Source organism: Microtetraspora niveoalba (assembly GCF_001570405.1).
GTDB lineage: Bacteria > Actinomycetota > Actinomycetes > Streptosporangiales > Streptosporangiaceae > Microtetraspora > Microtetraspora niveoalba.
Window position 1 is genome coordinate 114,330 of sequence record NZ_BBYM01000011.1, and the last position, 24,404, is coordinate 138,733.

Consider the following 24,404-nt stretch of genomic DNA (forward strand, 5'->3'; position numbering starts at 1 on the left):
GTCTCCCTATTCGCCTAGCCGGCCAACCGGCGGCGTACTTCTTCGATACGTCCTGCGATGGTGTTGTCGATCAGGTCGTCGCCGATCCTGATCGAGAAGCCACCGAGCACCTTGGGGTCCACCTCGACGTTCAGGTGGACGTCACGTCCGTACGTGCCGCGAAGCCAGGCGGCGAGACGCTGCTTCTGGGTCTCGTCGAGCGGCACGGCGCTGCGCACCACTCCGACCAGGCGTTCCCGCTGCTGGGCGACGATCCAGCCGTACTCGTCGAGGCCCGATTCCAGGCTACGTCCTCGCGGGTGCGCGGCGAGCTGGGTGACCAGCCGAAGAGTCGTCGGCGCGGTCTTGCCGGACAGCAGCGAGGTGAGCAGCTCCCGCTTGCGGTCGCCCGGCACGGCGGCGTCGTTCAGCGTGCGCCGCAGTTCCGGGTTGGCCGCGAGGATCCGGCCGAAGCGGAAGAGCTCGTCCTCGACGTCGTCGAGCCGGCTCTGGCTCTCGGCCTCGGCGGAGGCGGCGATCACGGAAAGCCGCTCCAGCGCGTCGGCCATGTCGCCCGGGCGGGACCACTTGGCCTCGGCGGAGGCGACCACGGTCTCCATCGTCGCCGCGCTCACCTTGCCCGACAGCAGCGACCGCACGACGTCGGCCTTCTGCGCGGCCGGGCGGGCCGCGTCGGAAAGGCCGCGGCGCAGGCCGTGCTCGCGGTCGAGCAGGCCGGCGACCGCGATGAGCTCGTCCGCGAGCGTGCCCAGGTCCGCGGACCCGGCCACGCTGTTGAACCGCTCTTCGACCTCGGCGAGCGAGGTCCTGCTCAGACCTCTCATCTGCCGATCACCGCCCCTCCTTCGCCGCGCTCAGCGCGTCGGGTTCGCCGCGTCATCAGTGGACCGCCTGCGTTCCCTCGAGCTCCTCGAGGAACCGGTCCACGACCCGGCGCTGCCTGGCCTCGTCCTCCAGGGACTCACCCACGATGCGGCCGGCGAGTTCGGTGGACAGGCGACCGATCTCACCGCGCAGCTGCGCCATGGCCTGCTGCCGGTCGGCCTCGATCTGCGCGTGAGCCGCCTGGATGAGGCGACGCGCCTCTTCCTGCGCCTCCTCGCGGAGCTCGGCCTTGATCCGGGCGCCCTGCTCGCGCGCCTCTTCCCGCAGTCGGGCCGCCTCCTGGCGGGCCTCGGCGAGCTGGGCGCGGTACTGCTCCAGCGTGCGCTGGGCCTCGGCCTGGGCGTCCTCGGCCTTCTTGATGCCGCCTTCGATCGCCTCCGTGCGCTCGTTCAGCGTCTTCTGGATGCGCGGCGTCAGGATCTTGCCGACGACGACGAGGACGAGAAGGAACGCGAAGACGCCGACGACGAGCTCGTACATGTGCGGCATGATGGGGCTGTTGCCCTCAGCCGCGAGAAGCGTAGCTGCCGCTTTCATGGATGCAGCCTTCCGTCAGGGGTCTTCCGTCAGTAGATGAACGGCGCAACGAGGCCGATCAGCGCGAGGGCCTCGACGAGAACGAAGCCGAGAAGCATGTTCTGCCGGATCAGGCCGTAGGCCTCGGGCTGACGCGCGATGGCCTGGAGGCCGTTGCCGAAGATGAGGCCGACGCCGATGCCGGGGCCGAGGGTCGCCAGGCCGTAACCGATGGCGCCGATGTTGCCGGAGACCTCAGCGAGAACGCTCATTGCTTTTCCTTTACTGGACGGCCGGTGCAGGGTGTCACCGGTCTGGACTAGTGGGAAGGGTCTTAGTGCTCGGCGTGCAGGGAGCCGCCGATGTACATGGCGGCGAGCAGCGCGAACAGGAAGGCCTGCAGGAACTGGATGAACAGCTCAAATCCGGTCATGGCGATCGTCATGAGGACACCCAGCACTCCCACCGGCGCTCCGAGCGGGGTCAGCTTCTCGAAGAGGAACCAGAAGCCCACCATGCTGAAGAACGCAATGATGATGTGACCGGCGAACATGTTCGCGAACAGTCGCACCGCGTGCGTGAAGGGGGCGACGATCATGTTCGAGAGGAACTCGATCGGAGCCAGCAGGAAGTAGATCGGCTTGGGCAGCCCCGGGGGGAACATCATGTTCTTGAAGTAGCCGAGAGCGCCCTGGTGCTTCATGCCCAGGTAGATCTTCATGCCGTAGACCACCAGCGCCAGCACGACGGGGAAGGCGATGTGCGAGGCGACCGGGAACTGGAGGACGGGGATGACACCCATCAGGTTCCAGATCCAGACCAGGAAGAAGAGGCTCAGCAGCAGGCCCATGTAGCGGTCGGCGTCCTTGCCCAGGAACGGGCGTGCCACCTGATCCCGCACGAACATGTAGCCGTACTCGCCGACGTTCTGCATGCCTCGCGGCACCAGCTTGGGGTTGCCGAACGCCGACCAGCAGAAGGCGATGACGACCAGCGAGCTCAGGACCGCGAGCAGCACCGGCTTCGTCAGCCAGAAGGGCGCCCCCGCCCAGAGCGTGGGGAAGTCGAACAGTTCAAGCCCCGGGGCCTTGAACTCGTCGGCGGCGAGAACCGTCAGCGCGCTCACGCGGCGTTCCCTTCAACGTGGAGATGGATCAGGATGGCTTGCCCAGAGGGGTGACCGTCGGCTGAGTTCAGCGACCGTACTTCAGATAGACGAGGTAGATCGCGAGCACTACCCCGATGAGGATGCCGACGGGAATGAAGGCGTGCACGCCCGTCCAACGGCTCAGCAACCAGCCGGAGCCGCCCCAGATAATCATTCCCGAGATCAGATAGCTGGGAATCGACCAGGCGGCATTGGCGAAGTCGCGGCCGTCCTGCTCGGGGCTGCGCTCCATATCGCTCATCGCGGGCACGACGATAGCAGGCAGGGAGCGGACTAGTCATATCGGACTGCGCCATGACGCGGGTCACGGGTGTCCCTGCCCGGAAACCCCGGCCTCGGGCTCGACGTAAAGCAGGCGCAACTTCATGAACCCGCGCATCTCGCCCACCGTCCATGCCACCGTACACGCCACGACCGTGAGCGCGAACGCGCGCGGGCTGAAGGCGGTCGCGTTCTCGAAGGCCTTCAGCAGGGCCATGATGAGCAGCACCTTGACCGCGTAGCTCGCGATCGCGGCCAGCATCATCATCTGCGGCGAGATCCGGCCGGCCCACGAGACGGCGACGAGGCCGACGGTGAAGAAGACCGCGACCAGTGCGACGCCGATGAACGCGCCGAGCGCGCCCTGAACACCGGCGAGGATCACCGCGACGACCACGGCGACCAGGCCCACCGCGAGGGCGGGGATGGCGGCACCCTTGAGCACGCGCACGTCGTTGGCCTGCATCGGAACTCCATGAACCGGTTGTCAAGCGAGCGATTGCTTCCTGAGAGATTCCAGCATGTGAAATCCCTGCTAGTGAAAGCTATCACAAGCTCAGCGGGGGCTGCCTTTACCTGCCGGTTCGCGCGGCGGTCAGAAGGTCGTGGTGCGCGTGCCCGTCGTCGCGCTGGCGGCGGCCGTACCCGGGTCCGACGGGCCGGAGGATCCGAATCCGCCGGGGCCGCCGCCCGGCAGGCCCGCTCCGCCCGGCCCCGGCTCGCCCTTGCCGCGCGACCCGCGCTGGCGGCGCCCACCCTTGCGCGACCTCCACCGCGGCGAGGCCATCATGATCAGCACGGCCACGGCCAGCACGACGGTGAGCGGGAACAGGATCAGCGGCACGCCGCCGATCGCGAGGCCGACCAGCGTGAAAGAGAACAGGAACGTCCAGCCGTACATGATCAGGACGCTGCGGCGCTGCGAGTGGCCGATGTCGAGCAGCCGGTGGTGCAGGTGGCCGCGGTCGGGCGCGAACGGCGACAGGCCGGCGGACGTGCGGCGGACCACCGCCATGACCAGGTCCAGTAATGGCAGGACCATCACCGCGATCGGCAACAGCAGCGGCAGCACGACGGGGAACTTGTTCATCCGGTCGATGGCGCCCGAGTCGACCGACGAGATGATCGTGATCAGCGAGGTGGCGAGGAGCATCCCGATCAGCATCGCCCCGGTGTCGCCCATGAAGATCTTGGCCGGGTTGAAGTTGTGGGGCAGGAAGCCCAGACACATCCCGATCAGGATCGCCGCGATGGCCGCCGTCACGTTGATGCGGGACCCGCTGCTGTTCTGCGAGAGCGCGATGGAGTACGCGAAGGTCGCCAGCGCCCCGATGCCCACGATGCCCGCCGCGAGCCCGTCCAGGCCGTCCACGAAGTTGACCGCGTTGATCACGATGACCACGATCATGATCGTGATGATCGTGCGAAGGTTGGCGTCGAGCCCGGTCGAGCCGCCCATGTCCTTGGGCAGCGGCAGCCAGGGCAGGTACATCCCGAAGTAGACGAGCAGACCGCCCGCCGCGATCTGCCCGCCCAGCTTGACCAGCGCGTCCATGCCGAGCCAGTCGTCGAGGAAGCCGGTCAGCACGATCACGCCGCCCGCGACCAGCAGGGCCGTCACCGTCTGCCCCGCCTGACCGGTGGCGAGCGCGCCTCCGACGTAGGGAAGGTGTGTCGCGAGCAGCAGCCCGGCGGCCATCCCGCCGAACATCGCGAGGCCCCCCAACCTGGGGATCGGCACCTTGTGCACGTCCCTGTCCCGCACCTCGGGCGCCGCGCCGATGCGCAGTGCGAACACCCGGACCGGAGGCACCAGCAGGTAGGTGACCGCGGCCGTGACGAGCGCCAGGAGCAGATATTCGCGCACGGACCTAGTTTCTCGCTTGGGCGGACCAGTTGTGACGGGAAAAGGCCACGAATCGCCTCATTCGCCGGGATAAGCCGGATGCGTGGCGGTCAGCGCCCTTACCCGTTCGATCACTGACGTTATAGCACCAGGGTTGCACACGGCCTGCACGACGGCTGAAGCGATCTCTTTCATCTCCCCCGGCCCCATGCCCTGGGTCGTCACGCACGCGGTGCCCACCCTGATGCCCGACGTGACCGTGGGCGGCTCCGGGTCGTACGGGATGGCGCTGCGGTTGAGGGTGATCGCCGCCTCCTCGCAGCGCCCCTCCGCCTCCGCGCCCGTCACCCCGGCGCCGCGCACGTCGAGCAGGACCAGGTGGGTGTCCGTGCCGCCCGAGACCGGGCGCAGCCCCTCGGACGCCACCGCCTCGGCGAACGCCGCCGCGTTCTCCACCACTCCGGCGGCGTACGCGCGGAACTCGGGCCGCAGCGCCTCGCCGAACGCGACCGCCTTGGCCGCCACCGAGTGCATCAGCGGACCGCTCTGCGTGAACGGGAACACCGCGCGGTCGATCCGCTGCGCCAGCTCGGCGGTGCACAGGATCGCGCCCCCGCGCGGCCCGCGCAGCGTCTTGTGCGTCGTGAACGTGACCACGTCCCCGTACGGCACCGCGGACGGGACCGCCTCTCCCGCCATCAGCCCGATCGTGTGCGCGGCGTCCACGAGCAGCCAGGCGCCGGTCTCGTCGGCGATCCCCCGGAACGCCGCGTAGTCGATCAGCCGGGAGTACGCCGCCGCGCCGCAGATGATCATCTTGGGGCGGTGCCTGAGCGCGAGGTCGCGCACCTCGTCGTAGTCGATCAGCTCGTTGTCGCGTCGCACCCCATAGGAGACGACGTCGAACCACCTGCCGGAGAAGTTGAGCTTGGAGCCGTGCGTCAGGTGGCCGCCGTGCTGCAGTTCCATGGCTAGGACGGTGTCGCCCGGCTGGAGCAGCGCCGCGTACGCCGCGAAGTTGGCCGAGGCCCCCGTGTGCGGCTGGACGTTCACGTGCTCGGCGCGGAACAGGCGCTTGGCCCGGTCGATGGCGAGCCGTTCGGCCTGGTCGACCACGTCGCAGCCGCCGTAGTACCGGCTGCCGGGGTATCCCTCGGCGTACTTGTTGGTGAGCGTCGAGCCGAGGGCCGCCATCACGGCGGGTGAGGTGAGGTTCTCGCCCGCGATGAGCTGGAGCCCGCCGCGCAGCCGGGCGAGCTCGTCCAGGAGAAGCTGCGCGACCTCCGGATCCTGCCGCGCAAGCTGGGAGAAGTCGGGTCCGTAGAACGGTTGCGTCTCATTCATGAAACCGGGCTCACATCGCGGGGACGACCGTTCTCCCAATGTAAGCCCGGAAATGCCCGCCACGACCGCCCTCAGCGGGCTTTACGGAAGCTCTACCGAGTATCAGGGAAATCGCGGCGGAGTTCCTGGGGATTGTCGTGGCGGGCCTTTCTCGTAAAACACGACCGGCTGTCACCGGGCGGCGATCACGACTCCCGCTTCGGGATGATCCGCTTGATCGCGACGGCCGCGGAGACCAGCGTGAACACGCCGAGCGCTATCCATAGAGCGTTCCAGCCCATGAAGGGAGCCGACAGCGCGCCGCCTCCAAAACCGGCGGCCACACCGCCGACAGGGGGATTGTTGTACATTTACCATTTCCTTTCTCTACGCCATGCGGCGTCCCAGAAGGCTTTCGCTTGGGCGATCTGCAGGAATACGTCGAAAACCATCTCGACGAGCAGCAGGCCCGCGATCACCATCTGCTTGGGGCCCCTGCTCCTGACGGTCACGACCCGCTCGATCACGAAGATGACCGTGACCGCCAGCCAGAGGGGATGAATCGCCAGTCCACCCGCGACGGCGATCGACCACGCCGTCGCGCCGAGATAGGCGAAGATCACGATGATGCCGAGGAGCGACAGGAACTGGCGGCCCCAGTAGGGCAGGGTCACCCGCGTCCAGCCGTAGTCCGTGAGGTTCTCCAGCGCCCCGCGCTTCCACCGGAGACGCTGCTTGAAGAGGTCCGCCCAGGTCTCCATGACCTCCGTGGTGAGCGTGCACTCCGCGGGGCAGAGGATGCGGAACCTCAGATGCAGCAGGGCCAGGGTCAGCTCGTTGTCCTCGGTCAGGACGCGTACGTCGTACACCTGGTCGCGTCCGGGCAGACGGCCGGCGCGCCTGGCGGACACGACCTCCTTGAGCGCGAGGGCCCGGAACAGCGTCGCCGTACCGGTCAGCACCAGGGCCTTTCCCTCGAGCCTGCGCACGTCCCTGGCGTAACGCGCGTACTCGTTTCGCTGGAACATGCCCACGATGCCGCCACCGGGCTTGCCGGTGAACGTGCCGCCGATCGCGGCCAGTCTCCCCGGCGCCAGCCTGATGACCGCGTTGTGGATGAAGCCGGGGTGGAGCGCGGAGTCCGCGTCCATGACGAGCACCGCGTACCGGCCGTCCAGGGTCGGCAGCAGCATCTCCAGCACCTGGTTGAGCGCGCCCGCCTTCTTGTGCCGGTTGCCGGCGGTCCTGATCACCTCGGCGCCGTGCGATCGAGCGATCTCCTCGGTCGCGTCGGTGCAGTTGTCGGCGATGACGATGATCCTGTCGGGCCTGCGCTGCTGGAGGTGGAGCGACTGAATGGTCTCGGCGACCTGGTCTTCCTCGTTGTGGGCGGGGACGAGCACGATGACCCGCATCTCGGAGACGTCCACCGGAGGCAGGTCGCGACCTCTGTCCGCCCGCGAGGACGGCCGATGGCGGCCGGGCTCATCGTGTGCGCCGCCCTCGGCTCCACGGCGCCGCTTGTGACGAGGGGCGCGCCGGATCCCCGCCCGAACCATCGTTGACCGTCCCGAACAATTCTGTAGACCGTTCCATATGATCTTAAAGGTACATTTGTGACCTATGAGACAGTCGCCCGTCCTGTTACTTAACTCACAGGAAACTATGAATGCCGGTGCATTGTGATTCGGCGCCGGATTGCAGGCGGGATCATCGCCTTCGCCCTGGTCACGACGTCCGCCGCCGCATTCGCGCTCGCGTTTTCCTCCGGCGCCGACCAGCCGCTGCCGCCCGCCCCGCCGCCGAGTGCGGCCACCCCGGCGGCGTCGTCACCGGCCGCCGAACCGGCGCCGACGGCCGCGAAGGCGATGTCCGCCTCGCCTCCCGTACGGCTGGAGATCCCGAGGATCGGCGTGCGTACGAGCCTCATGAAGCTGGGCAAGAACCCGGACGGCACGCTGGAGGTGCCGCCGCTCTCCCGAGTGGACGAGGCGGGCTGGTACCGCCTCGGCCCGGCGCCGGGAGCGACCGGGCCGGCCGTGATCGTCGGGCACGTGGACTCGAAGAAGGGACCGGGTGTCTTCTTCCGCCTCGGCGACCTGCGGCCGGGCGACACCGTGAAGGTGTCCCGACAGGACGGGACCAAGGCGACATTCAGCGTCGACTCCCTGGAAAGCGTAAGAAAAGATCGCTTTCCGACCGCCAAAGTGTATGAGATGACGGATTTTCCAGGCCTGCGGCTGATCACCTGTGGTGGGTCGTTCGACCGGGACAGCGGGCACTATCTCAACAACGTGATCGTCTACGCCCACCTGGTGTCTCAGCAGTGAGCATCTCGCCGGTCACCCAGTGCCGCTCAGGTGGGCCTGCTCAGGAGACGGGCCGACGTGGGCGCCGTTCCAGGGATGTCAGGAGAACGCGCGGGGCGCGCCGACGCCTTTCGGGATCCACCGCGGCGTGTCGGCGGCCTGGTCACTGATCGCCGTCAGCACCGCCTGCCGGTACATCGCCAGACGGTTGCGCCATTCCCCGACGTCGTCCACGTACCGTTTCGCCACCGGCGCGTCCCAGACGTCGTTGCTCCGCGCCATCTCGTACGGCTTGTCCAGCGACCGGGTGAGCTGCTCCATCAGCGGCAGGACCCGGAGCCACAGGTCGACGAGCCGCTGGTACTCGGGATTGAACACCCAGGTGGTGTGCTGGCCGCCGGGCGCGAGCAGATCCGTGGCCGACGGCGCGGGCGGCGTCTCGCCCGGCTGGAGCGGAGCCGGCGCGGGCGGATCCCCGTAGATCACGTCTTGCCTCCCTTGGTCTTGGCACTCGCCGCTTCCACCGACTCCGGCGTGCCGTGAATCGCCTCACCGCCGCCCGTGGCGAACGGGTCCTCCGTGACGTTGTCCTCCGCCGTTCCCACGTAGTCGCCGAGGGGATCTCCGGGGGCGAGCCCCTCCTGGCGGACGGTCCGCCTGGTCGGCTCCAGCGGCTCGACGTACCCGGGCGGGCCGTCCGGATGCGGCCCCGGCGTCTTGGCGGCAGCCCCCTGAACCCCCTGAGTCCTCGTCTCCCGGGCTCCCTCGCCCCTCGTCTCCTGAGCTCCCTGGACGCTCGGCTCGTGCGCTCCCGCGCCCCGGGCGCCTTCGCCACCGGCCCCCGCGACGCCCCCCGCCGCCCCGGCACCGGCTGTGGCGTGCGTGTCGGCGGGCTGGACATGAGCCGCGCTTCCGTCCACGGACGTGAGGGAAACGTCGGCGACGTGGTTCATCGGGGTGGAGACCACCTTCACGCCGTCCACCACGATCACCTGCCGGCCGACGGTCTGGTCGATGTCGTCCGGGTGGTCCTTCCACGGCGTGTCGATGATCTGGGAGTCGTCCCTCGGAAGCCCCGCACCGCCGGTGGCCGACGCCCCGTCCCCTCCGCCGGAGACACCGTGCGCCGCCACCCCGGCAGCCGCCGAACCAGTGCCCGCTGCGCCAGTAGGTGCCGTACCGGTAGCCGCCGTGTCAGCGCCCGCTGTACCAGTGCCCGTCGTGCCCGTAGCGGTCGTTCCGGTAGCCGCCGTGTCGGTGCCCGCTGTGCCAACGGCCGTCGTACCAGTAGATGCCGCACCGGTAGTGGTCGTACCGGACGCCGCGTCCGATGTCCCGGCTGGTCCCGTCACGACATCGGCGCCGACAGTCGCACCACCTGGAGCACCCCCGGCCGTTCCACCGGCTGTACCCGCCGCAGCGCCACCGGAAGTCGTCGCCGTCGATGAAGCACCACTCGCCGCACCGCTGATCGAGCTGCCCCAGGCATCGTGGGTGGCCCCTGCGGACGCTACGGCACCGGTGCCGCCGCCTGCTCCCGTCACGTCGGAGGTGGGCACGCCGAGGCTCGGGGACGAAGTCGTTCCACCATGGGAAACCGTGCTCTCGCCGCCCCCGACGCCGCCTGTTACTGGAGCGGTCGTGGCCGCCCCGTCGGCGCCGCCAACGCTCGTGCCGGTAGCGCCTGCGACGGAAGGCGCGCCTGAAGACACGTCACCGGTCGTGCCCGCGGACACTCCGCCGGCCGCTGGCATGCCGCTTGTTGAAACCCCACCCGCGTGGACGTCTGCCGACGGATTACCACCAGCGGGAAGAACCCCACCGGTCACATCGCCACCGGTCGGCACGGCCCCTGTTACACCGGGGGACGGGATGCTGCCAGTACTGACGGGAACGGTGCCGGGTGGAGCGGTGGTGGTCCCAGGGGAGGCGGAGCCCGTGGACGGGCCTGTGGACGCGTGCCCGGTGTCGGTGCCGGTCCATGTGTCGTAGACGGCGTCGGGATGGGGGTTGTCGACGGCCACCTTCGGCGCGGAGTCCCCGGAGACGTGTCGGGCGATGTCCTTGGACGCTACGTCCACCCGGACCGGCTCTTCGGTCGCCTTGGCCCCACCGGAGGACCCTCCGGACTTCGGGGCGTGGTCCTTGGCCTTCTCGCCGTCCTTGGCGGGGTGGTCCGCACTCCCCCGGCCGTCGGCCTCCTTGGCGCTCGAACCGTGGCCGGACTCCTTGGCGGATTCCTTCCCCGAGTCCTTCCCGGGCTCCTTGGCGGTCTCCTTGCCCGACTCCTTGCCTGAGTCCTTTCCGGACTCCTTGGTCGTGCTGTCCTTGGGGTCGTCCGCCGGCCTGGTGATGTCGCGCTCGACGTCGGTGCTCTTGCCGGTGTCGTGGCCGGACGCCTTCGGCTTCTTGTGCTCCGGATCGTCCGAGCCGCCGTGCGTGCCCTTGTCCGACCCCGACGCCTTGCCGGAGTCTGAGCCCTTGCCGGAATGCTCCCCTTTGTCGTGGTCCGTCTTCTTGGACGCCTCGTCCTTGGGATCGTCCGCCGGTCTCGTGATGTCGCGTTCCCCCTGGGAGGAAGCCGACGACACGGGCCTGCCCGCCCCGGAGGACTGCTTCTCCTTCTTCTCCAGAAGGTCGAGGCGGGCGCTCACGTCCTTCACCATCGCGCCGCAGTCGTCCGCCACCTGGGCGGGGCGGTGCGTCGTCTGTACGGCGACGCCGGCGGCGCGCGTGAGCCGCGTGACCTGGGCCTCGACGGAGTCCATCTGTTTCGCGGCCTGCTTGACGTGGGCCAGCAGTTCGCGGACCAGCTTCGGATCCATCCCGTCCAGTTTGGGCATGGGCACGCCTCCACGAAGACATCGGCGCACTTACCGTAACCGCGACGTTAGCCCGACATGCCTTCGATAGCCAGACGGCATGATTGACCCGGTTTGCTCAAGTCAGTCAGCCTCGCCCCCGGCATCGGGTCCCAGCCTCGTGATCGGTCAGCCTCGGGCCACCCCAGGCTCGGGCGGGTCAGTCTCCGGTGGCGATGTAGCTGACGACGCCGCGCAGTTTGTCGACGGGAAGCGCCCCCTTGCGCAGCACGCGGGGCACCGCGCTGGTCAGGTCCACGATGGTGGAGGGTACCTCGTCGGCGCACTTGCCGCCGTCGAGATAGACGGCGACCGAATCGCCGAGCTGCGACTCGGCCTCCTCCGCCGTCGTGGCGGGCGCGGCGCCGGACCGGTTGGCGCTGGAAACCGCCATGGGGCCGGTCTCCTTGAGCAGGTCGAGCGCGATCGCGTGCAGCGGCATCCGGACGGCGACCGTGCCCTTGGTGTCGCCCAGGTCCCAGGAGAGCGAACGGTTGGCCCGGCAGATCAGCGTCAGCGGCCCGGGCCAGAACGCGTCCACCAGGTCCTGTCCGTACGGGCCGAGGTCCTCTACCAGGGCGGTCGCGGCGCGCACCGTGCCGACGAGCACGGGGACCGGCATGTCCCGGCCGCGCCCCTTGGCCTCCAGGAGCGCCGCCACGGCCGAGGGGGTGAAGGCGTCGGCGCCGATGCCGTACACCGTGTCGGTCGGCAGCACCACCAACTCGCCCCGGCGCACGACCGACGCGGCGTCGATCAGCCCCGAAGTCCGCTCGCCCTGCTTGGCGCAGTCATAGCGCCTGCTCATGCGTCCCATCTCCTTCCACGTACGGCACGGCTCTCATTCCTGTCCGAGGCGCGCGGTGACGAAGCGGTCCCGGCCGGTGAGGTCCTGGCGGAGCCGCACGTCACGCCAGCCGTTGTCCTCGGAGAACAGCCAGTAGACCGGGTTTCCCTGCTCGTCGGCGTGCTCGACCGCCACGAAACCGCCGGGCCGCAGCAGCCGCCGTGCCGTGCGCTCGACCGCCCTGACCTCGTCGAGGCCGTCCTTCCCGGAACCGTACAGCGCGCGCGAGGGGTCGTAGTCGCGGACCTCGGGATCGCGCGGCACCGCTCCCGGCGGGATGTACGGCGGGTTGGAGATCACCAGATCGACCTTGCCGTTCAGCTCCTGCAGGCAGTCGGTGAGGTCCTCGGGGTGCAGCATGGTCCGGCCCTGGCCGTGCTCCAGGATGTTCCGCCTGGCCCAGCCGTACGCGACGGGGTCGATCTCGACGGCGTGCACCTGGGCGAGCGCCACCTCCTGCGCGATCGACAGCGCGATGGCGCCCGACCCCGTGCCGAGATCGACGACGACGGGCGAGGCGACGTCCATCTCGCGCAGCCGGTCGATCGCCCAGCCGGCCACGACCTCGGTCTCGGGGCGCGGGACGAACACTCCGGGGCCGACTTCGAGGGAGAGATAGCGGAAGTAGGCGCGGCCGGTGATGTGCTGCAGCGGCTCCCGCGCCTCCCTGCGCGCGATGCCCTCCCAGAAGAGCGCGTCGAAGTCCGCGTCCTTGACGGTGTGCAACTTGCCGCGCGGCACGCCGTGCACGAAGGCCGCGATCTCCTCGGCGTCGGTACGCGGTGACGGCACGCCCGCCTCGGCGAGCCGGGCGGTGGCGAGTGCGATCTCGTCAAGCAGGAAGGTCATGGGTCCACTTACGAATGGGCAGCGAGCTTTTCCGCCAGTTCGGCGTCGAGCAATGCCTGTATCACCGCGTCCAGATCCCCGTCCAGGACTTGGTCGAGGTTATAGGCCTTGAAGCCCACCCGATGGTCGGAAATGCGATTCTCAGGGAAGTTGTACGTGCGGATGCGCTCGGAACGGTCGACCGTGCGCACCTGGGATTTGCGCTCGGCCATGGCGGCCGCCTCGGCCTCCTCCTGGGCCATCACCAGCAGGCGGGCCCGCAGGATGCGCATCGCCGACTCCTTGTTCTGGAGCTGGCTCTTCTCGTTCTGGCAGGAGACGACCACACCGGTCGGGATGTGGGTGATCCGGACGGCCGAGTCGGTCGTGTTGACGCTCTGGCCTCCCGGGCCGCTGGACCGGAAGACGTCGATCCGCAGGTCGTTCGGGTCGATCTGGACGTCCACCTCTTCGGCTTCGGGGTAGACGAGCACGCCCGCCGCCGAGGTGTGGATGCGGCCCTGCGACTCGGTCACCGGGACGCGCTGGACACGGTGGACGCCGCCTTCGAACTTGAGGCGGGCCCAGACGCCCTCTCTGCCCTTGATCGCGACCGTGACGTCCTTGTAGCCGCCGAGGTCGGAGTGCTGCGCGTCGATGATCTCGGTCTTGTAGCCGGCGCGCTCGGAGTACCGCAGGTACATCCGGAGGAGGTCGCCGGCGAACAGGGCCGACTCCTGGCCGCCCTCGCCCGCCTTGATCTCCATGATGATGTCTTTGTCGTCGTTCGGGTCGCGCGGGACCAGGAGGTGCGTCAGCCGCTCCTCCAGCGCCGGGATGCGTCCCTCCAACTCGGCGGCCTCGTCGGCGAACGCCGGGTCCTCCGCCGCCAGCTCCCGCGCCGCCACGAGGTCCTCCCGGACGCCCTCCAGCTCGCGGTACGTCGTGACGATGGGCGTGAGCGTCGCGTAGCGCTTGCCGTACGTCCGCGCCTTGGCCTGGTCGGCGTGCACGGAGGGATCGGCGAGCTTCAACTCCAGATCCGCGTACTCACTGATGATCTCGTCGAGATTCACCGCGCGATCCTTTCCTTGGGAACGGCTCTCGGGATTCGGCCTCCATCACGAAGAACGCCGACCCGGGCGCGCCTCTGTCGAAATCGAAAGAGACGGTCCGAGCCGGCGTCCGCGTAGAGCTACTTGCTCTTCTGGGCCTTCTTCCCGAAGCGCGCCTCGAAGCGCGCCACCCGGCCGCCCGTGTCGAGGATCTTCTGCTTGCCCGTGTAGAACGGGTGGCAGGCGGAGCAGACGTCGGCGTGGATGACACCGTTCTTGGCGGTGCTGCGGGTGGTGAAGCTGTTCCCGCAGGTGCAGGTCACCTGCGTGACGACGTAGTCCGGGTGGATCTCGGCCTTCATTGTTCAGTCCTAACGCTAGGCGCGGTCGCCGGGTCGCTTGTTCACCGTGCAGGATCACCCATACAGGTTTGCGCGCGTCGGGCACACGCGGACGCGCGCGCGGGAACCGGTACCGCTGCGGTTCGGCTACCAGTGTGCCAGATCGAGAAACCCCTCCACGCCCCCGGCTATTCCCCGCCCGTACATGCGCCGCCTTCCGGGGCTTCGGCGTGTCGCGGTGCGCGCCTCTTCGGGCCCGTCAACGGCCTCGGGTAGGCGCTCTGACCGGACGTGTCGGCGGCACCGGAATGCGGGAGCGCCATCGGGCGGGCCGCGATGTGTCCTATGCCACTCTCGGCCCGCAAGATCTCTTTCTCGAGCGCTTGCCGGAATGCCTCTCAGGGACGCCCCGGGATGTGGATAACTCGAAAGTTCCCAGGTAGTGACCTATATCCCAACATTGTGGAACAACCCGGAAAGGGTTCAGTAAATGAGGACCATCCTCACCATCCGGGTGGACGAGTCACACAGGCACCACTAGGCTCCGGTGTTCAAACCCGACTTTTCCCTCAATTTTACCAATGTTAGGGGTATCCATGAGGAAGAGCCTGCGGCTTGCAGTAGCAGCCGCAACGGGGGCAGCAGTCTTCGCTACCGGTGCGGCCATCACCGTAGCCTCCCCCGCAAGCGCCCTGAGCGCCGCTGTACGCGCCGCCGCTGCGGACATCGCCTCCGTTACAGTCGACACCTCGGTGGCATTCATCCCGCCCACCGGCAGTGACACGATCCCCTTCGTGATCAAGGTGAACAACCCCTATGGCGGCACCTCGAAGGCGCCGACCATCAAGGCGGAGTTCTGGAAGGAGGGCGAGCAGACCAGCAGCGCCGGGCACGCTGCCACGGTCACCCAGCTGACGGATCTGGCGAACTCGACGCCGGCACCGACGCCGCCGGCGAGCCCCGTTGAGGTCAAGGGCACCATTCCGGTCTCGTCGAGCGACAAGCCGACCACGTCGACCGGCAAGTGGACCCTCAAGGTCACCGTGACGCCCGACGGCGCCACCCAGGCCGCCGACACCAAGGACGTGACCTTCGAGGTCAAGGCGGCGACGCGGATCAACGGGGCGAGTGTTTCGCCCAACCCCGTCAAGCTGCAGTCGGGCAAGGAAGTCGACGTCTTCGTGGCGTTCGAGCTGGAGAAGTCCGGTGACGAGAAGGTCACCGACGTCCGGCTCGAGAGCAAGAGCTACGACGACTACTACTCGCTGGGCACCGGCCTGGAGTCGGACGGCAAGTCGTTCCACGACTCGGCCGCCTTCGACTACAGCACCTCGACCGGCTCCTGGCAGCTGAAGATCACGGTCACCCGTGGTTCGAAGACCTACAGCTTCGTCAAGGGCTTCGAGGTCTCGAAGACCGGCTCGTCGAAGGCCAAGTCCAAGGTCAAGCTGTCCGCCTCGCCCACCAAGGTGAAGAAGGGCAAGGCGACCAAGCTCTACGGCAAGGTCTACCGGGGCTCCAGCGCCTGGAAGAAGAAGATCATGAAGCTCTACTTCAAGAAGAAGGGCTCCTCGAAGTGGTCGTTCGTGGGCTACGTCGGCGCCACCTCGACCGGTAAGTTCAGCAAGACCGTCAAGCCGAAGTACACCGGCTACTGGCGTCTGGCGGCCACGGGTACCAGCGCGACCTACGGCTCCTACTCCAACTACAAGCTCGTGACGGTCAAGTAGCGCGGCTCAGGGGATCTGCACGCCTCGCGTCACCAACCCCTGGCGCAAGCCGTACAGCACCAGGAGGGCCCGCACGGTTCACACCGTGCGGGCCCTTTCCGCTTTTCCTGAACGGATGTCCGGCAGCGACGGGCCACGCCATAGATCCGCGACCTCGCGCTCGTCTCCAGGAGTGATGAGACTCGAGGAGAACCTTTGCACCCCAGCAGACGAGACGACTTCACGGAGTTCGTGGCCGGCCGGTCGGACAGCCTGATCCGGCTCGCGTACCTCCTGACCGGCGACCAGCACGCGGCCGAGGACCTCCTGCAGACCGCCTTGACCAGGACGGCGGCACGGTGGCGGAAGATCCGCGACAACCCCGAAGCGTACGTACGCCGGGTCATGTACCACGAACAGGTCGACCGGTGGCGGAGCCCGCGCTGGGGGCGCGAGCGCGCGACGGACGTCCTTCCCGAGCGGCCGGTCGGCGACCACAGCGGCGAGATCGATACGCGGGTCAGCCTCGCGCAGGCCATGCGTGCCCTTCCGGCGCGCAAACGCGCCGTGCTGGTGCTGCGCTACTACGAGGACCTCCCGGAGTCGGAGGTCGCCAAGATCATGGGCTGCTCGGTCGGAACCGTACGCAGCCAGGCCCACCAGGCGATCGTCCGGCTCCGTCGTCTGGTCGGCGCGCCCGTCACCAAGGAGAGCTGACATGGATCTCGACGAGCAGAAGATCGCCCAGGAACTCCACCTGATGGCGCGGGAGGCGCTGCCGGTGGACGCGCACGTCTACGCCGCGCGGGCGCTGGCCCGATCAACGCGGCGCCGCCTGTCGTGGTCGCTCGCGAGCCTCGCGGTCGCCGCGGCATCCGTGGCCGGGGTGGTGGCCGTGCTCCCGGCATCAGGCGTCCAGGACATCGCGGCGAGCGTCCACGAGCTGCCGGACAACACTCCCGAGCAGTTGAAGGTCGTACGCGACTGCATGCCCATGGGCGGCCCGGTGCACGACATGGACGGCCGTAGGCGCATCCCCGAGCACGGCGAGGTCGGCGACTTCCGCGTCCTCGTGGAATATCGCGACGACGTGGGAACGACGGCACTCGTCGGCAGCACCGCCGGATTCGTCCTGTGCACACCGCAGAAGAATCCGGATTTCGCCGACCGTCCGGTGTTCACGTACTGGGGTTACGCCCCGCCGGGCGATCTGGAGGCGGGCCTCACCGGGGCCCTCACCGTGGACGCGTACGAGGTGCAGACCGATTCGCACGCGATGCGGGACGACGACCGATTCGGCGGCGGCTACCGGGTCGTCGCCGGGCGGGTCGCGTCCGGGGTGCGCGAGGTCGAGATCGACTGGGCGGACGGCCGGCGCACGGCCGCGCGGGTGCGCGACGGCTTCTTCATCGGGCGGGTGTCCGCCGCGTTCGTCCCCGCCCCGGGCGACGGCAGAGGCGCGCCCGCCGAACCGTCGACCGTCGTCGACTCCCCCGATGTCACCGTCACCGCGTACGGCGAGGCGGGCGAGGTCCTCGGGCAGCGCAAGGACGTCAAGTTCTACACCGCAGGACGCACCGGCTCGGAGTCCGGTCCCGGCCCCGGTGGCGACGACGCCTCGTCGGCGGAGGACGGCCGGGCGACCCCTTCACCGGGTGCCTCCTGACGACGATCCGGGTTCGCCGGTACGGCGGGGGCATCGGAGGCGGCGAGGCCCGCGTAGGGCCCGCACAGGGAAACGCCCCGGGTGGTCGGAACCACCCGGGGCGTTTCGCAGCTTCTCGCCGTGTTCGCCGTACGGCGAACGTCGGACGGGAACTCAGTCGCGGCCGTTGCTGACCGTCGTCGTCTGCACCTGGAGCAGGAACTCGGCGTTCGACTTGGTCTCGCGCATCTTCTCCAGGAGGAGTTCCAGCGCCTGCTGCATGTCGAGGGCGTGGAGCACCCGGCGCAGCTTCCAGACGATCTGGAGCTCGTCCTTGGACATGAGGATCTCTTCCTTGCGGGTGCCGGACGCGTCGACGTCCACCGCCGGGAAGATCCGCTTGTCGGCGAGGGACCGGTTGAGCTTGAGCTCCATGTTTCCGGTGCCCTTGAACTCCTCGAAGATGACCTCGTCCATCTTGGAGCCGGTCTCGACCAGCGCCGTGGCGAGGATCGTCAGGGAGCCGCCGTTCTCGATGTTGCGGGCGGCGCCGAAGAAGCGCTTCGGCGGGTACAGCGCGGTGGAGTCCACACCACCGGACAGGATGCGGCCCGACGCGGGCGCGGCCAGGTTGTAGGCGCGGCCCAGGCGGGTGATCGAGTCCAGCAGCACGACGACGTCGTGGCCGAGCTCCACGAGGCGCTTGGCCCGCTCGATGGCGAGCTCGGCGACCGTGGTGTGGTCCTCGGCGGGACGGTCGAAGGTCGAGTGGATGACCTCGCCCTTGACCGACCGCTGCATGTCGGTGACCTCTTCCGGACGCTCGTCCACCAGGACGACCATCAGGTGGCACTCGGGGTTGTTGCGCGTGATCGCGTTGGCGATCGACTGCAGCACCATCGTCTTACCGGCCTTCGGCGGCGAGACGATCAGGCCGCGCTGGCCCTTGCCGATCGGCGAGACCAGGTCGATGATCCGCGTGGTGAGGACGTTCGGCTCGGTCTCCAGGCGCAGGCGCTCCTGCGGGTAGAGCGGCGTGAGCTTGTTGAAGTCGGGCCGCTGCCGGGCCTGCTCCGGCTCCATGCCGTTGACCGTGTCGAGGCGGACGAGCGCGTTGAACTTCTCGCGCCGCTCGCCCTCGCGCGGCTGCCGGACGGCGCCGGTGACGACGTCGCCCTTGCGCAGGCCGTTGCGGCGGATCTGCGCCAGCGACACGTACACGTCGTTCGCGCCCGGCAGGTAGCCGCTGGTGCGGACGAACGCGTAGTTGTCGAGGATGTCCAGGATGCCGGCGATCGGGATGAGGACGTCGTCCTCGCTGATCACGGGCTCGTTGCTGTCGAAGCGGTCACGGCCACGGCGGTTGCGCTCGCGGAACCTGCCGCGGCGGCCGCGCGCGTCGTCGCCCTGGTCGCCGCGGCTGTCACCACGGCTGTCGCCGCGGGCGTCGCCCCGGCTCTCGCCACGGTCACCGCGGTCACTGCGGTCACCACGGTTGTCGCGGTCGCCGCGGTTGTCACGGTTGTCGCTACGACCGTCACGGCTGTCACGACCGTCGCGGCCGTCGCGGCCCTGCTGGTCACGGCCGCGCGTCTGGGCGTCGCCGCCCGCGTCGGCGGCCCGCTGGTCCGTACGGCTCTCGCGGTCGCCGGAGCGGTCGGAGCGCTCGCGCCGGTCGCCGCGGCCGCGGCGCTCACGACGGTCGGAGCGCTCGCCGCGGCTGTCGCCGCGCGTCTCGTTCTGGGCGTCGCCCTGGGGCTCCGCCGTCACGGGCGCCTCGGCGGGCGCGGCCGTGGAAGTTCCGGTGGAGGCGGCGGCCGGAGCGGCGGCGGGAGCGCTGTCCACGCGCTCGGCGGCGGGCTGCTCCTCGCGGGCCTCGGCCACGGGCGCGGCGGCGCGGGAACGTTCCCTGCGACCGCGAACGGGGCGTTCGGCGACGGCGGCCGGCGCTTCCGCGGCCGGCTTCGGCTCCGCCTGCGCCTCTCCCGTCGCCCCCTGCTTCTCCTGGATGGCCGCGATGAGCTGGCTCTTGCGCATCCGCCCGATCCCGGTGATGCCGAGACCGGTGGCCATGGCCTGCAGCTCGGGCAGCACCATGCCGGCCAGGCCGGTGCCGGAGCGACGACGCGGTCGAGCCGGGGCAGTGGTGGGGGTGTCGCCGGCGGCCTGGCCGTCGGAGAGGAGTTCGGTGGTGTCGCTCAACTAAGGGTCCTTCCCAGGGGTCGGGCACCGGACTCGTGCGTCCTGGTGTCCCGGTGGTGCGACCCGGCGGGACAGACCGGGTCGGGCTTCGCGAATCTCAGGTGTTGGTGACTCTCCGGACTCGCGAGCTGCCAGATGTCGAAGTGATTCGAACGCGCATGCCTCCGAGAACCCCACCTCTCGTCGCGCCGATCGGGGCAACGGGAGGAAACGGTTTCGGGAAAATCGCCTTGCCCGCGTCGAAGGACGCGAAGCGAAGTGCAGCGATGTGCGAATGACAAGCACGCACCCAACATGGGGGCATCTGGTGCGGCTATCAGCCTAACATCACCAGCGCACACAGCTATTCCCTGGAGGTCGAAGAGGCATCAGCGTGTCTCGGGAAACTGAACGCCCGCACCGTGCAGGTCGACGTTCAAGGGCTGGATTAGCCAGTCCGTACCCACTTCTGGTGCGATCAAATCCTCGGTGTCCGATGTCGAAAACGCAAGGACCGTCGGACCCGCCCCCGAGACGACCGCGGGGACCCCCGCGGCGCGCAGCCGTCGTACCAGGTCGGCGGTCCGCGGCATGGCGGGCGCGCGATAGTCCTGGTGCAGTCGGTCCTCGGTGGCGGCGAGAAGCAGGCCGGGCTCCGGCATCCGGGTCAGCGCCGCGATGAGCAGCGCCGCCCGCCCCGCGTTGACGGCGGCGTCGGAATGCGGAACCTCTGGCGGCAGCAGCCCGCGCGCCTCCTTCGTGGACGACCGGAAGGACGGGATGAACACGACCGGCCGGATGTCCTCGTGCAGGGCCAGCTTCACCATACGCGGAGTGCCGGACCGCTCCGTCCACGCGATGGTGAGCCCGCCGGCCAGGCACGGGGCCACGTTGTCGGGGTGCCCCTCCAGCTCCGTGGCCAGCGCGAACGCGTCGTCGTCGGAGAGACTCATCCCGGCCGGGGCGTTCGCCGTGCCGGCGACGGCGGGGGCGAGCGCCCTCGCGGCGAGGATCCCGGCGCAGATCGCGGCGGAGGACGAGCCGAGCCCGCGCGCGTGCGGGATGCGGTTGCGGCAGCGGAGCGCGAGGCCGGACGGCTGCGGGACGCCCATGCGCTCGAACGTCGCGCGCATCGTTTTGACGATCAGGTGTCCCTCGCCCGGGTCCACCTCTCCGGCGCCCTGCCCCTCGACCTCGACCGTCACGCCGTCGCCGGAGAGGGCGACCTCGACCTCGTCGTACAGGTCGAGCGCGAGGCCCAGGCTGTCGTATCCGGGACCGAGATTGGCGCTCGTCGCCGGGACCCGGACGACCACGCTGCTGCTACCTGTCATCGAACTCCTTGTTCGGGTGGGGTCCCCGGGCCGCGGCCACGGGGAAGGAGCGCGGCGCGCCCTCGTGCGGCGACCGGCGCCACGCGCGGGCGGGCCGTACCGGATCGGCTCCTGGAACGGCGGGCGATCCGGGCGCGACCGGGAACGGCGCGGCCGGGCGGGCCGGCGCCGTCCGCGCGGTCGCCGGGGTCAGGCCAGTTCGAGCGCGGCGGCCGCGGCGTAGGCGTCCACCGGGATCGTCAGCGGGGCGGGAGCCCCCGAGATGGCCCAGTCGGGGTCCTTGAGGCCGTTGCCGGTCACGGTGCAGACAACGCGCTGCCCCGGGGACAGCAGCCCCTGCTCGTGGGCCTGCAGCAGGCCCGCGACGCTCGCCGCCGACGCGAGCTCGACGAAGACGCCCTCGCCCTGCGCGAGCAGCTTGTACGCCGCCGCGATCTGGCGGTCGGTCACCGCCTGGATGTCGCCGCCGGACTCGTCGCGCGCGGCCTCGGCGAGCTTCCACGAGGCGGGGTTGCCGATCCTGATCGCGGTGGCGATGGTGTGCGGGTGGGTGACCGGGGCGCCGCCGACGATGGGCGCGGCGCCGCTCGCCTGGAAGCCGAGCATGCGCGGCGTCTTCGTGGCGACGCCGTCCGCGGCGTACTCCTTGTAGCCCATCCAGTACGCGGAGATGTTGCCGGCGTTGCCGACGGGGATGCAGTGGACGTCGGGCGCGTCGCCGAGCGTGTCGACGATCTCGAACGCGGCGGTCTTCTGCCCCTGCAGCCGGTACGGGTTCACCGAGTTGACCAGGGCGATCGGGTAGTTCTCCGCGAGCTTCCTGGTCATCTCCAGGCAGTCGTCGAAGGAGCCCTCGACCTGGAGCAGCCGGGCCCCGTGGACGAGCGCCTGGGCCAGCTTGCCCATGGCGATCTTGCCGCGCGGCACGAGCACCGCGCAGGTCAGCCCGGCCCGTACGGCGTAGGCGGCGGCGGAGGCGCTGGTGTTGCCGGTGGAGGCGCAGATCACGGCCTGGGCGCCGTCTTCCACGGCCTTGCTGATGGCCATGGTCATGCCGCGGTCCTTGAAGCTGCCGGTGGGGTTGAGCCCCTCGACCTTCAGGTAGACGTCGCAGCCGGTCATCTCGGAGACGCGCTTGGCGGGCACGAGCGGCGTGCCGCCTTCGAGCAGGGTGACCACGGGCGTCGTAGTGGTCACCGGAAGCCGGTCACGGTACTCCTCGATGAGGCCACGCCAAGCCCTGGTCATGATCGCTCCTTCTACGCGGGCGCCGTCACACGGGCCCACCTGCGGTATTGGCCATCGAGTTTACGGCCAACCGCTCTACCAGCGGGATCCACCGTCCACCTTATGGACACATTTCTGGACATGGTGCCGACATACGCGGACTAATGGCGTTTCCAGCTCTCAGCGAACTACAAGTTCCCTTCGCTAAGGTCGATCCCCTGACTTGACTCGACAGGTGACAATCGAGGAGGGGAATCGTGGCGCGCGACGAGGTCCGGCCGAGGATCCGGCACAACGACTATTCTCCCCTGGTCCCCGCGCCGGTCGGCGGCTGGCGGCCCGAACTGCCGGTCAGCGTGATCGTCCCCGCGCACGGCGGTCAGCACCGGCTCGACCTCGTCCTGGCCTCGCTCGCGGCGCAGACGTATCCCGCCCATCTGACAGAGGTCGTCATCGTGGACGACGGCAGCACGCCGCCGCTGCGGCTGCCGGAGATCCGCCCGGCCGAAACCCGGATCGTCACCACCTCCGGCGGCTGGGGTCCGGGCCACGCCTTCAACACCGGCGTCGCCGCGACCGACGGAACGGTCGTCCAGCGGCTCGACGCCGACATGGTCGTCCACCGCGACCATCTTGAGGCGCTGCTGCGCTGGCACCACCTCACCGACTATCTGGTCACGATCGGCGGGAAGCGGTTCATCGAGGAGTTCCCCGTGACGCCCGCCGAGGTGTACGAGGCCGTGACCGGCGACACGCTGACCCGCCTGTTCGACCCCGAGAAGACGATCCCCAGCACGACGGAGATGACGATCCTCCGCCTGGACGGCATGCGCAGCAGCAAGAACCCCTACCACGTCTGCACCGGCCCCACCCTGTCCCTGCACCGCACGCTCTTCCGCGCCGCCGGCGGGTTCGACGCGGCGGTCCAGCGGGGTGAGGACACCGAGCTGGGATACCGGCTCGCCCAGACGGGGGCCGTCTTCGTGCCGGACCTCACGGCTCGCGCCGTCCATCTCGGCCTTCCCGCGCAGCGGCGCGACCGCGGGGCGACCGTACGCACCGTCGAGCCCTACCTGGCCCATCGGGTGCCGCTCCGCCGCGACCTGCGCAAGGAGCGGGGCCGCGGCTGGCGGGTGCCGTACGTCGAGGTGGTCTTACGCGTGGCCGAGGCCGGTGAACGGGTGACACGCGCGGCGGTGAACGCGGCGCTCGACGGGTCGCTGCCCGACGTCGTCGTCACGCTCGTCGCGCCGTGGTCCACGCTGCCCACCGGGCGCCATCCGGTGCTCACGGCGCCGGGCTTCGAGCTGCGCATGTTGCGGGAGGGGTTCGCGGACGACCCCCGGGTGCGGCTGGCCGACGAGGTGCCGGCGAGCGCGACTCCGACGCCGTTCCGCTATTCCGGGCCGGTGGACGCGCCTCCGGCGGCGGAGACGCTGGAACGGATGATCAAGGCGATGCTCGACGAGCGGCTCGGCCTGCTCGTCGTCACGTTCCCCGACGGCCGCACCGCGACTCTCGAACGCACCGAGGCCGTGGGCCGCGCCCTCCTGCTGGCCGCCCCCGGCGAGCCGCTCCGGGACGTCATCCACCAGACCCACGGCGTACGGCACAGCCCGGCGGCGGAGTTCTGGCCCTCGGCGGCGGAGCCGGCGCCTGTGCCGCCCCGGGACGGGGCACCCGCGGCGACGGCGACGGACAAGCGCTCGGACGTGCGATCGGACATGCGGTCGGCGATGGCGGGGCTCACCGAGGCTCCCGGGGCGGGGCGACCGCGCGGTGAACGTTCCTGGGCCCGGAGGCTGCGCACCGCCATCCGGACCCGCTACCTGTCGTCGCCCCGGCCGTGACCGCCGGGCCTCCAGCAGGACGTACACCCGGACGTCGTGTCACGGATGTCGTCCCCCAGGACGGCCCGGATCGAGCCCACCACCCGCTCACGGCCGCCCCCGTCTCCGGACAGCTCGCGACCGCTGTCTCCAGCCGGTCCAGGTGTGGGCGATCCCCCGCACCGGCGCGCCCGCGGCCCGCGAGACTCCGGTCTCGGCCTCCCGCCGGACACCGCCGT

Annotated in this window: 25 protein-coding genes; 5 read left to right on the plus strand and 20 right to left on the minus strand. The window is 69.6% G+C overall.

Annotation, left to right across the window (positions count from 1 at the left end):
* Positions 1-14: 14 nt before the first annotated feature.
* The 11 genes from AWQ70_RS11840 to AWQ70_RS41130 form a co-directional block, all read right to left on the minus strand.
* Entirely contained in the window at positions 15-824 is an 810-nt protein-coding gene (locus AWQ70_RS11840) for a F0F1 ATP synthase subunit delta (RefSeq protein ID WP_067174258.1), read from the minus strand.
* A gap of 55 nt (positions 825-879) precedes the next feature.
* Positions 880-1,422: a F0F1 ATP synthase subunit B gene (locus tag AWQ70_RS11845; RefSeq protein WP_067174261.1), complete on the minus strand. Its 543-nt coding sequence runs from the start codon at positions 1,420-1,422 to the stop codon at positions 880-882.
* 29 nt (positions 1,423-1,451) lie between these two features.
* Positions 1,452-1,673, minus strand: coding sequence for an ATP synthase F0 subunit C (gene atpE / locus AWQ70_RS11850; RefSeq protein WP_067174264.1), 222 nt, complete (start codon positions 1,671-1,673; stop codon positions 1,452-1,454).
* 62 nt (positions 1,674-1,735) lie between these two features.
* Entirely contained in the window at positions 1,736-2,527 is a 792-nt protein-coding gene (gene atpB / locus AWQ70_RS11855) for a F0F1 ATP synthase subunit A (RefSeq protein WP_067174267.1), read from the minus strand.
* Positions 2,528-2,594: 67 nt separating this feature from the next.
* Positions 2,595-2,810, minus strand: a complete 216-nt coding sequence (locus AWQ70_RS11860; protein WP_067174510.1) for a hypothetical protein — start codon at positions 2,808-2,810, stop codon at positions 2,595-2,597.
* Between the two features lie 63 nt (positions 2,811-2,873).
* The gene (locus tag AWQ70_RS11865) at positions 2,874-3,296 is read right to left on the minus strand and encodes a Cg1360 family ATP-synthase-associated protein (protein ID WP_067174270.1); all 423 of its coding nucleotides are present in this window, start codon (positions 3,294-3,296) and stop codon (positions 2,874-2,876) included.
* A 129-nt stretch (positions 3,297-3,425) separates the two neighbouring features.
* Positions 3,426-4,697, minus strand: coding sequence for a glycosyltransferase family 4 protein (locus AWQ70_RS11870; protein ID WP_084516875.1), 1,272 nt, complete (start codon positions 4,695-4,697; stop codon positions 3,426-3,428).
* Between the two features lie 57 nt (positions 4,698-4,754).
* Entirely contained in the window at positions 4,755-6,020 is a 1,266-nt protein-coding gene (gene glyA, locus AWQ70_RS11875; protein WP_067174273.1) for a serine hydroxymethyltransferase, read from the minus strand.
* Positions 6,021-6,205: 185 nt separating this feature from the next.
* Positions 6,206-6,370, minus strand: coding sequence for a hypothetical protein (locus AWQ70_RS38765; protein WP_157530017.1), 165 nt, complete (start codon positions 6,368-6,370; stop codon positions 6,206-6,208).
* Complete coding sequence (locus AWQ70_RS11880) at positions 6,371-7,429, minus strand: glycosyltransferase family 2 protein (RefSeq protein ID WP_218004502.1); 1,059 nt, start codon at positions 7,427-7,429, stop codon at positions 6,371-6,373. It lies immediately after the preceding gene.
* Between the two features lie 233 nt (positions 7,430-7,662).
* Positions 7,663-7,929, minus strand: a complete 267-nt coding sequence (locus AWQ70_RS41130) for a hypothetical protein (protein ID WP_169808650.1) — start codon at positions 7,927-7,929, stop codon at positions 7,663-7,665.
* Here AWQ70_RS41130 and AWQ70_RS11885 point away from each other — a divergent pair.
* On the plus strand, positions 7,868-8,329 hold the full coding sequence (locus tag AWQ70_RS11885; protein ID WP_157530025.1) for a class F sortase: 462 nt from the start codon (positions 7,868-7,870) through the stop codon (positions 8,327-8,329). The two genes, AWQ70_RS41130 and AWQ70_RS11885, sit on opposite strands and share 62 nt — an antisense overlap.
* A gap of 78 nt (positions 8,330-8,407) precedes the next feature.
* Here the strand turns inward: AWQ70_RS11885 and AWQ70_RS11890 are convergent, their stop codons facing one another.
* The 6 genes from AWQ70_RS11890 to rpmE form a co-directional block, all read right to left on the minus strand.
* On the minus strand, positions 8,408-8,794 hold the full coding sequence (locus tag AWQ70_RS11890; RefSeq protein ID WP_245646917.1) for a hypothetical protein: 387 nt from the start codon (positions 8,792-8,794) through the stop codon (positions 8,408-8,410).
* A complete protein-coding gene (locus tag AWQ70_RS38770; RefSeq protein WP_157530018.1) occupies positions 8,791-11,151 on the minus strand; it encodes a hypothetical protein in 2,361 nt (786 codons plus the stop codon). The genes AWQ70_RS11890 and AWQ70_RS38770 overlap by 4 nt, the downstream gene beginning before the upstream one ends.
* Before the next feature lie 178 nt (positions 11,152-11,329).
* Positions 11,330-11,977 (minus strand): L-threonylcarbamoyladenylate synthase, encoded by a 648-nt coding sequence (locus AWQ70_RS11905; protein ID WP_067174286.1) that lies wholly within the window; start codon positions 11,975-11,977, stop codon positions 11,330-11,332.
* Between the two features lie 33 nt (positions 11,978-12,010).
* Positions 12,011-12,865 (minus strand): peptide chain release factor N(5)-glutamine methyltransferase, encoded by an 855-nt coding sequence (gene prmC, locus AWQ70_RS11910; RefSeq protein ID WP_067174289.1) that lies wholly within the window; start codon positions 12,863-12,865, stop codon positions 12,011-12,013.
* Positions 12,866-12,873: 8 nt separating this feature from the next.
* The gene (gene prfA, locus AWQ70_RS11915) at positions 12,874-13,920 is read right to left on the minus strand and encodes a peptide chain release factor 1 (protein WP_067174292.1); all 1,047 of its coding nucleotides are present in this window, start codon (positions 13,918-13,920) and stop codon (positions 12,874-12,876) included.
* Positions 13,921-14,039: 119 nt separating this feature from the next.
* Positions 14,040-14,261 carry a 50S ribosomal protein L31 gene (gene rpmE, locus AWQ70_RS11920; protein WP_067174295.1) on the minus strand — a complete coding sequence of 74 codons (222 nt, stop codon included), beginning with the start codon at positions 14,259-14,261 and terminating at the stop codon, positions 14,040-14,042.
* Positions 14,262-14,992: 731 nt separating this feature from the next.
* On the opposite strand from rpmE, the gene AWQ70_RS11925 reads away from it, so the two are divergent.
* From AWQ70_RS11925 to AWQ70_RS11935, 3 genes are all read left to right on the plus strand, one after another.
* Positions 14,993-15,970, plus strand: a complete 978-nt coding sequence (locus AWQ70_RS11925) for a hypothetical protein (protein WP_067174298.1) — start codon at positions 14,993-14,995, stop codon at positions 15,968-15,970.
* A 195-nt stretch (positions 15,971-16,165) separates the two neighbouring features.
* The gene (locus tag AWQ70_RS11930) at positions 16,166-16,666 is read left to right on the plus strand and encodes a SigE family RNA polymerase sigma factor (protein ID WP_067174301.1); all 501 of its coding nucleotides are present in this window, start codon (positions 16,166-16,168) and stop codon (positions 16,664-16,666) included.
* Position 16,667: 1 nt separating this feature from the next.
* Positions 16,668-17,615, plus strand: a complete 948-nt coding sequence (locus tag AWQ70_RS11935; protein WP_067174304.1) for a hypothetical protein — start codon at positions 16,668-16,670, stop codon at positions 17,613-17,615.
* Between the two features lie 153 nt (positions 17,616-17,768).
* On the opposite strand, the gene rho is transcribed toward AWQ70_RS11935, so the two are convergent.
* From rho to thrC, 3 genes are all read right to left on the minus strand, one after another.
* Positions 17,769-19,796 (minus strand): transcription termination factor Rho, encoded by a 2,028-nt coding sequence (rho, locus tag AWQ70_RS11940; RefSeq protein WP_067174308.1) that lies wholly within the window; start codon positions 19,794-19,796, stop codon positions 17,769-17,771.
* 368 nt (positions 19,797-20,164) lie between these two features.
* On the minus strand, positions 20,165-21,109 hold the full coding sequence (thrB, locus tag AWQ70_RS11945; RefSeq protein ID WP_067174311.1) for a homoserine kinase: 945 nt from the start codon (positions 21,107-21,109) through the stop codon (positions 20,165-20,167).
* Between the two features lie 189 nt (positions 21,110-21,298).
* On the minus strand, positions 21,299-22,357 hold the full coding sequence (gene thrC / locus AWQ70_RS11950; protein ID WP_067174315.1) for a threonine synthase: 1,059 nt from the start codon (positions 22,355-22,357) through the stop codon (positions 21,299-21,301).
* A gap of 236 nt (positions 22,358-22,593) precedes the next feature.
* Here thrC and AWQ70_RS11955 point away from each other — a divergent pair, with 236 nt between their 5' ends.
* Positions 22,594-24,186: a glycosyltransferase family 2 protein gene (locus AWQ70_RS11955; RefSeq protein ID WP_067174318.1), complete on the plus strand. Its 1,593-nt coding sequence runs from the start codon at positions 22,594-22,596 to the stop codon at positions 24,184-24,186.
* Positions 24,187-24,404 lie beyond the last annotated feature (218 nt).

What these genes read in the sequence shown, in the direction of transcription:
- AWQ70_RS11860 (WP_067174510.1), bottom strand. Translation starts at nt 2,810, where the DNA reads ATGAGCGATATGGAGCGCAGCCCCGAGCAGGACGGCCGCGACTTCGCC.
- AWQ70_RS11885 (WP_157530025.1), top strand. Translation starts at nt 7,868, where the DNA reads ATGTCCGCCTCGCCTCCCGTACGGCTGGAGATCCCGAGGATCGGCGTG.
- AWQ70_RS41130 (WP_169808650.1), bottom strand. Translation starts at nt 7,929, where the DNA reads ATGAGGCTCGTACGCACGCCGATCCTCGGGATCTCCAGCCGTACGGGA.
- AWQ70_RS38765 (WP_157530017.1), bottom strand. Translation starts at nt 6,370, where the DNA reads ATGTACAACAATCCCCCTGTCGGCGGTGTGGCCGCCGGTTTTGGAGGC.
- prmC (WP_067174289.1), bottom strand. Translation starts at nt 12,865, where the DNA reads ATGACCTTCCTGCTTGACGAGATCGCACTCGCCACCGCCCGGCTCGCC.
- atpE (WP_067174264.1), bottom strand. Translation starts at nt 1,673, where the DNA reads ATGAGCGTTCTCGCTGAGGTCTCCGGCAACATCGGCGCCATCGGTTAC.
- glyA (WP_067174273.1), bottom strand. Translation starts at nt 6,020, where the DNA reads ATGAATGAGACGCAACCGTTCTACGGACCCGACTTCTCCCAGCTTGCG.
- AWQ70_RS11845 (WP_067174261.1), bottom strand. Translation starts at nt 1,422, where the DNA reads ATGAAAGCGGCAGCTACGCTTCTCGCGGCTGAGGGCAACAGCCCCATC.
- AWQ70_RS38770 (WP_157530018.1), bottom strand. Translation starts at nt 11,151, where the DNA reads ATGCCCAAACTGGACGGGATGGATCCGAAGCTGGTCCGCGAACTGCTG.
- AWQ70_RS11840 (WP_067174258.1), bottom strand. Translation starts at nt 824, where the DNA reads ATGAGAGGTCTGAGCAGGACCTCGCTCGCCGAGGTCGAAGAGCGGTTC.
- thrB (WP_067174311.1), bottom strand. Translation starts at nt 21,109, where the DNA reads ATGACAGGTAGCAGCAGCGTGGTCGTCCGGGTCCCGGCGACGAGCGCC.
- AWQ70_RS11865 (WP_067174270.1), bottom strand. Translation starts at nt 3,296, where the DNA reads ATGCAGGCCAACGACGTGCGCGTGCTCAAGGGTGCCGCCATCCCCGCC.
- AWQ70_RS11905 (WP_067174286.1), bottom strand. Translation starts at nt 11,977, where the DNA reads ATGAGCAGGCGCTATGACTGCGCCAAGCAGGGCGAGCGGACTTCGGGG.
- thrC (WP_067174315.1), bottom strand. Translation starts at nt 22,357, where the DNA reads ATGACCAGGGCTTGGCGTGGCCTCATCGAGGAGTACCGTGACCGGCTT.
- rpmE (WP_067174295.1), bottom strand. Translation starts at nt 14,261, where the DNA reads ATGAAGGCCGAGATCCACCCGGACTACGTCGTCACGCAGGTGACCTGC.
- AWQ70_RS11935 (WP_067174304.1), top strand. Translation starts at nt 16,668, where the DNA reads ATGGATCTCGACGAGCAGAAGATCGCCCAGGAACTCCACCTGATGGCG.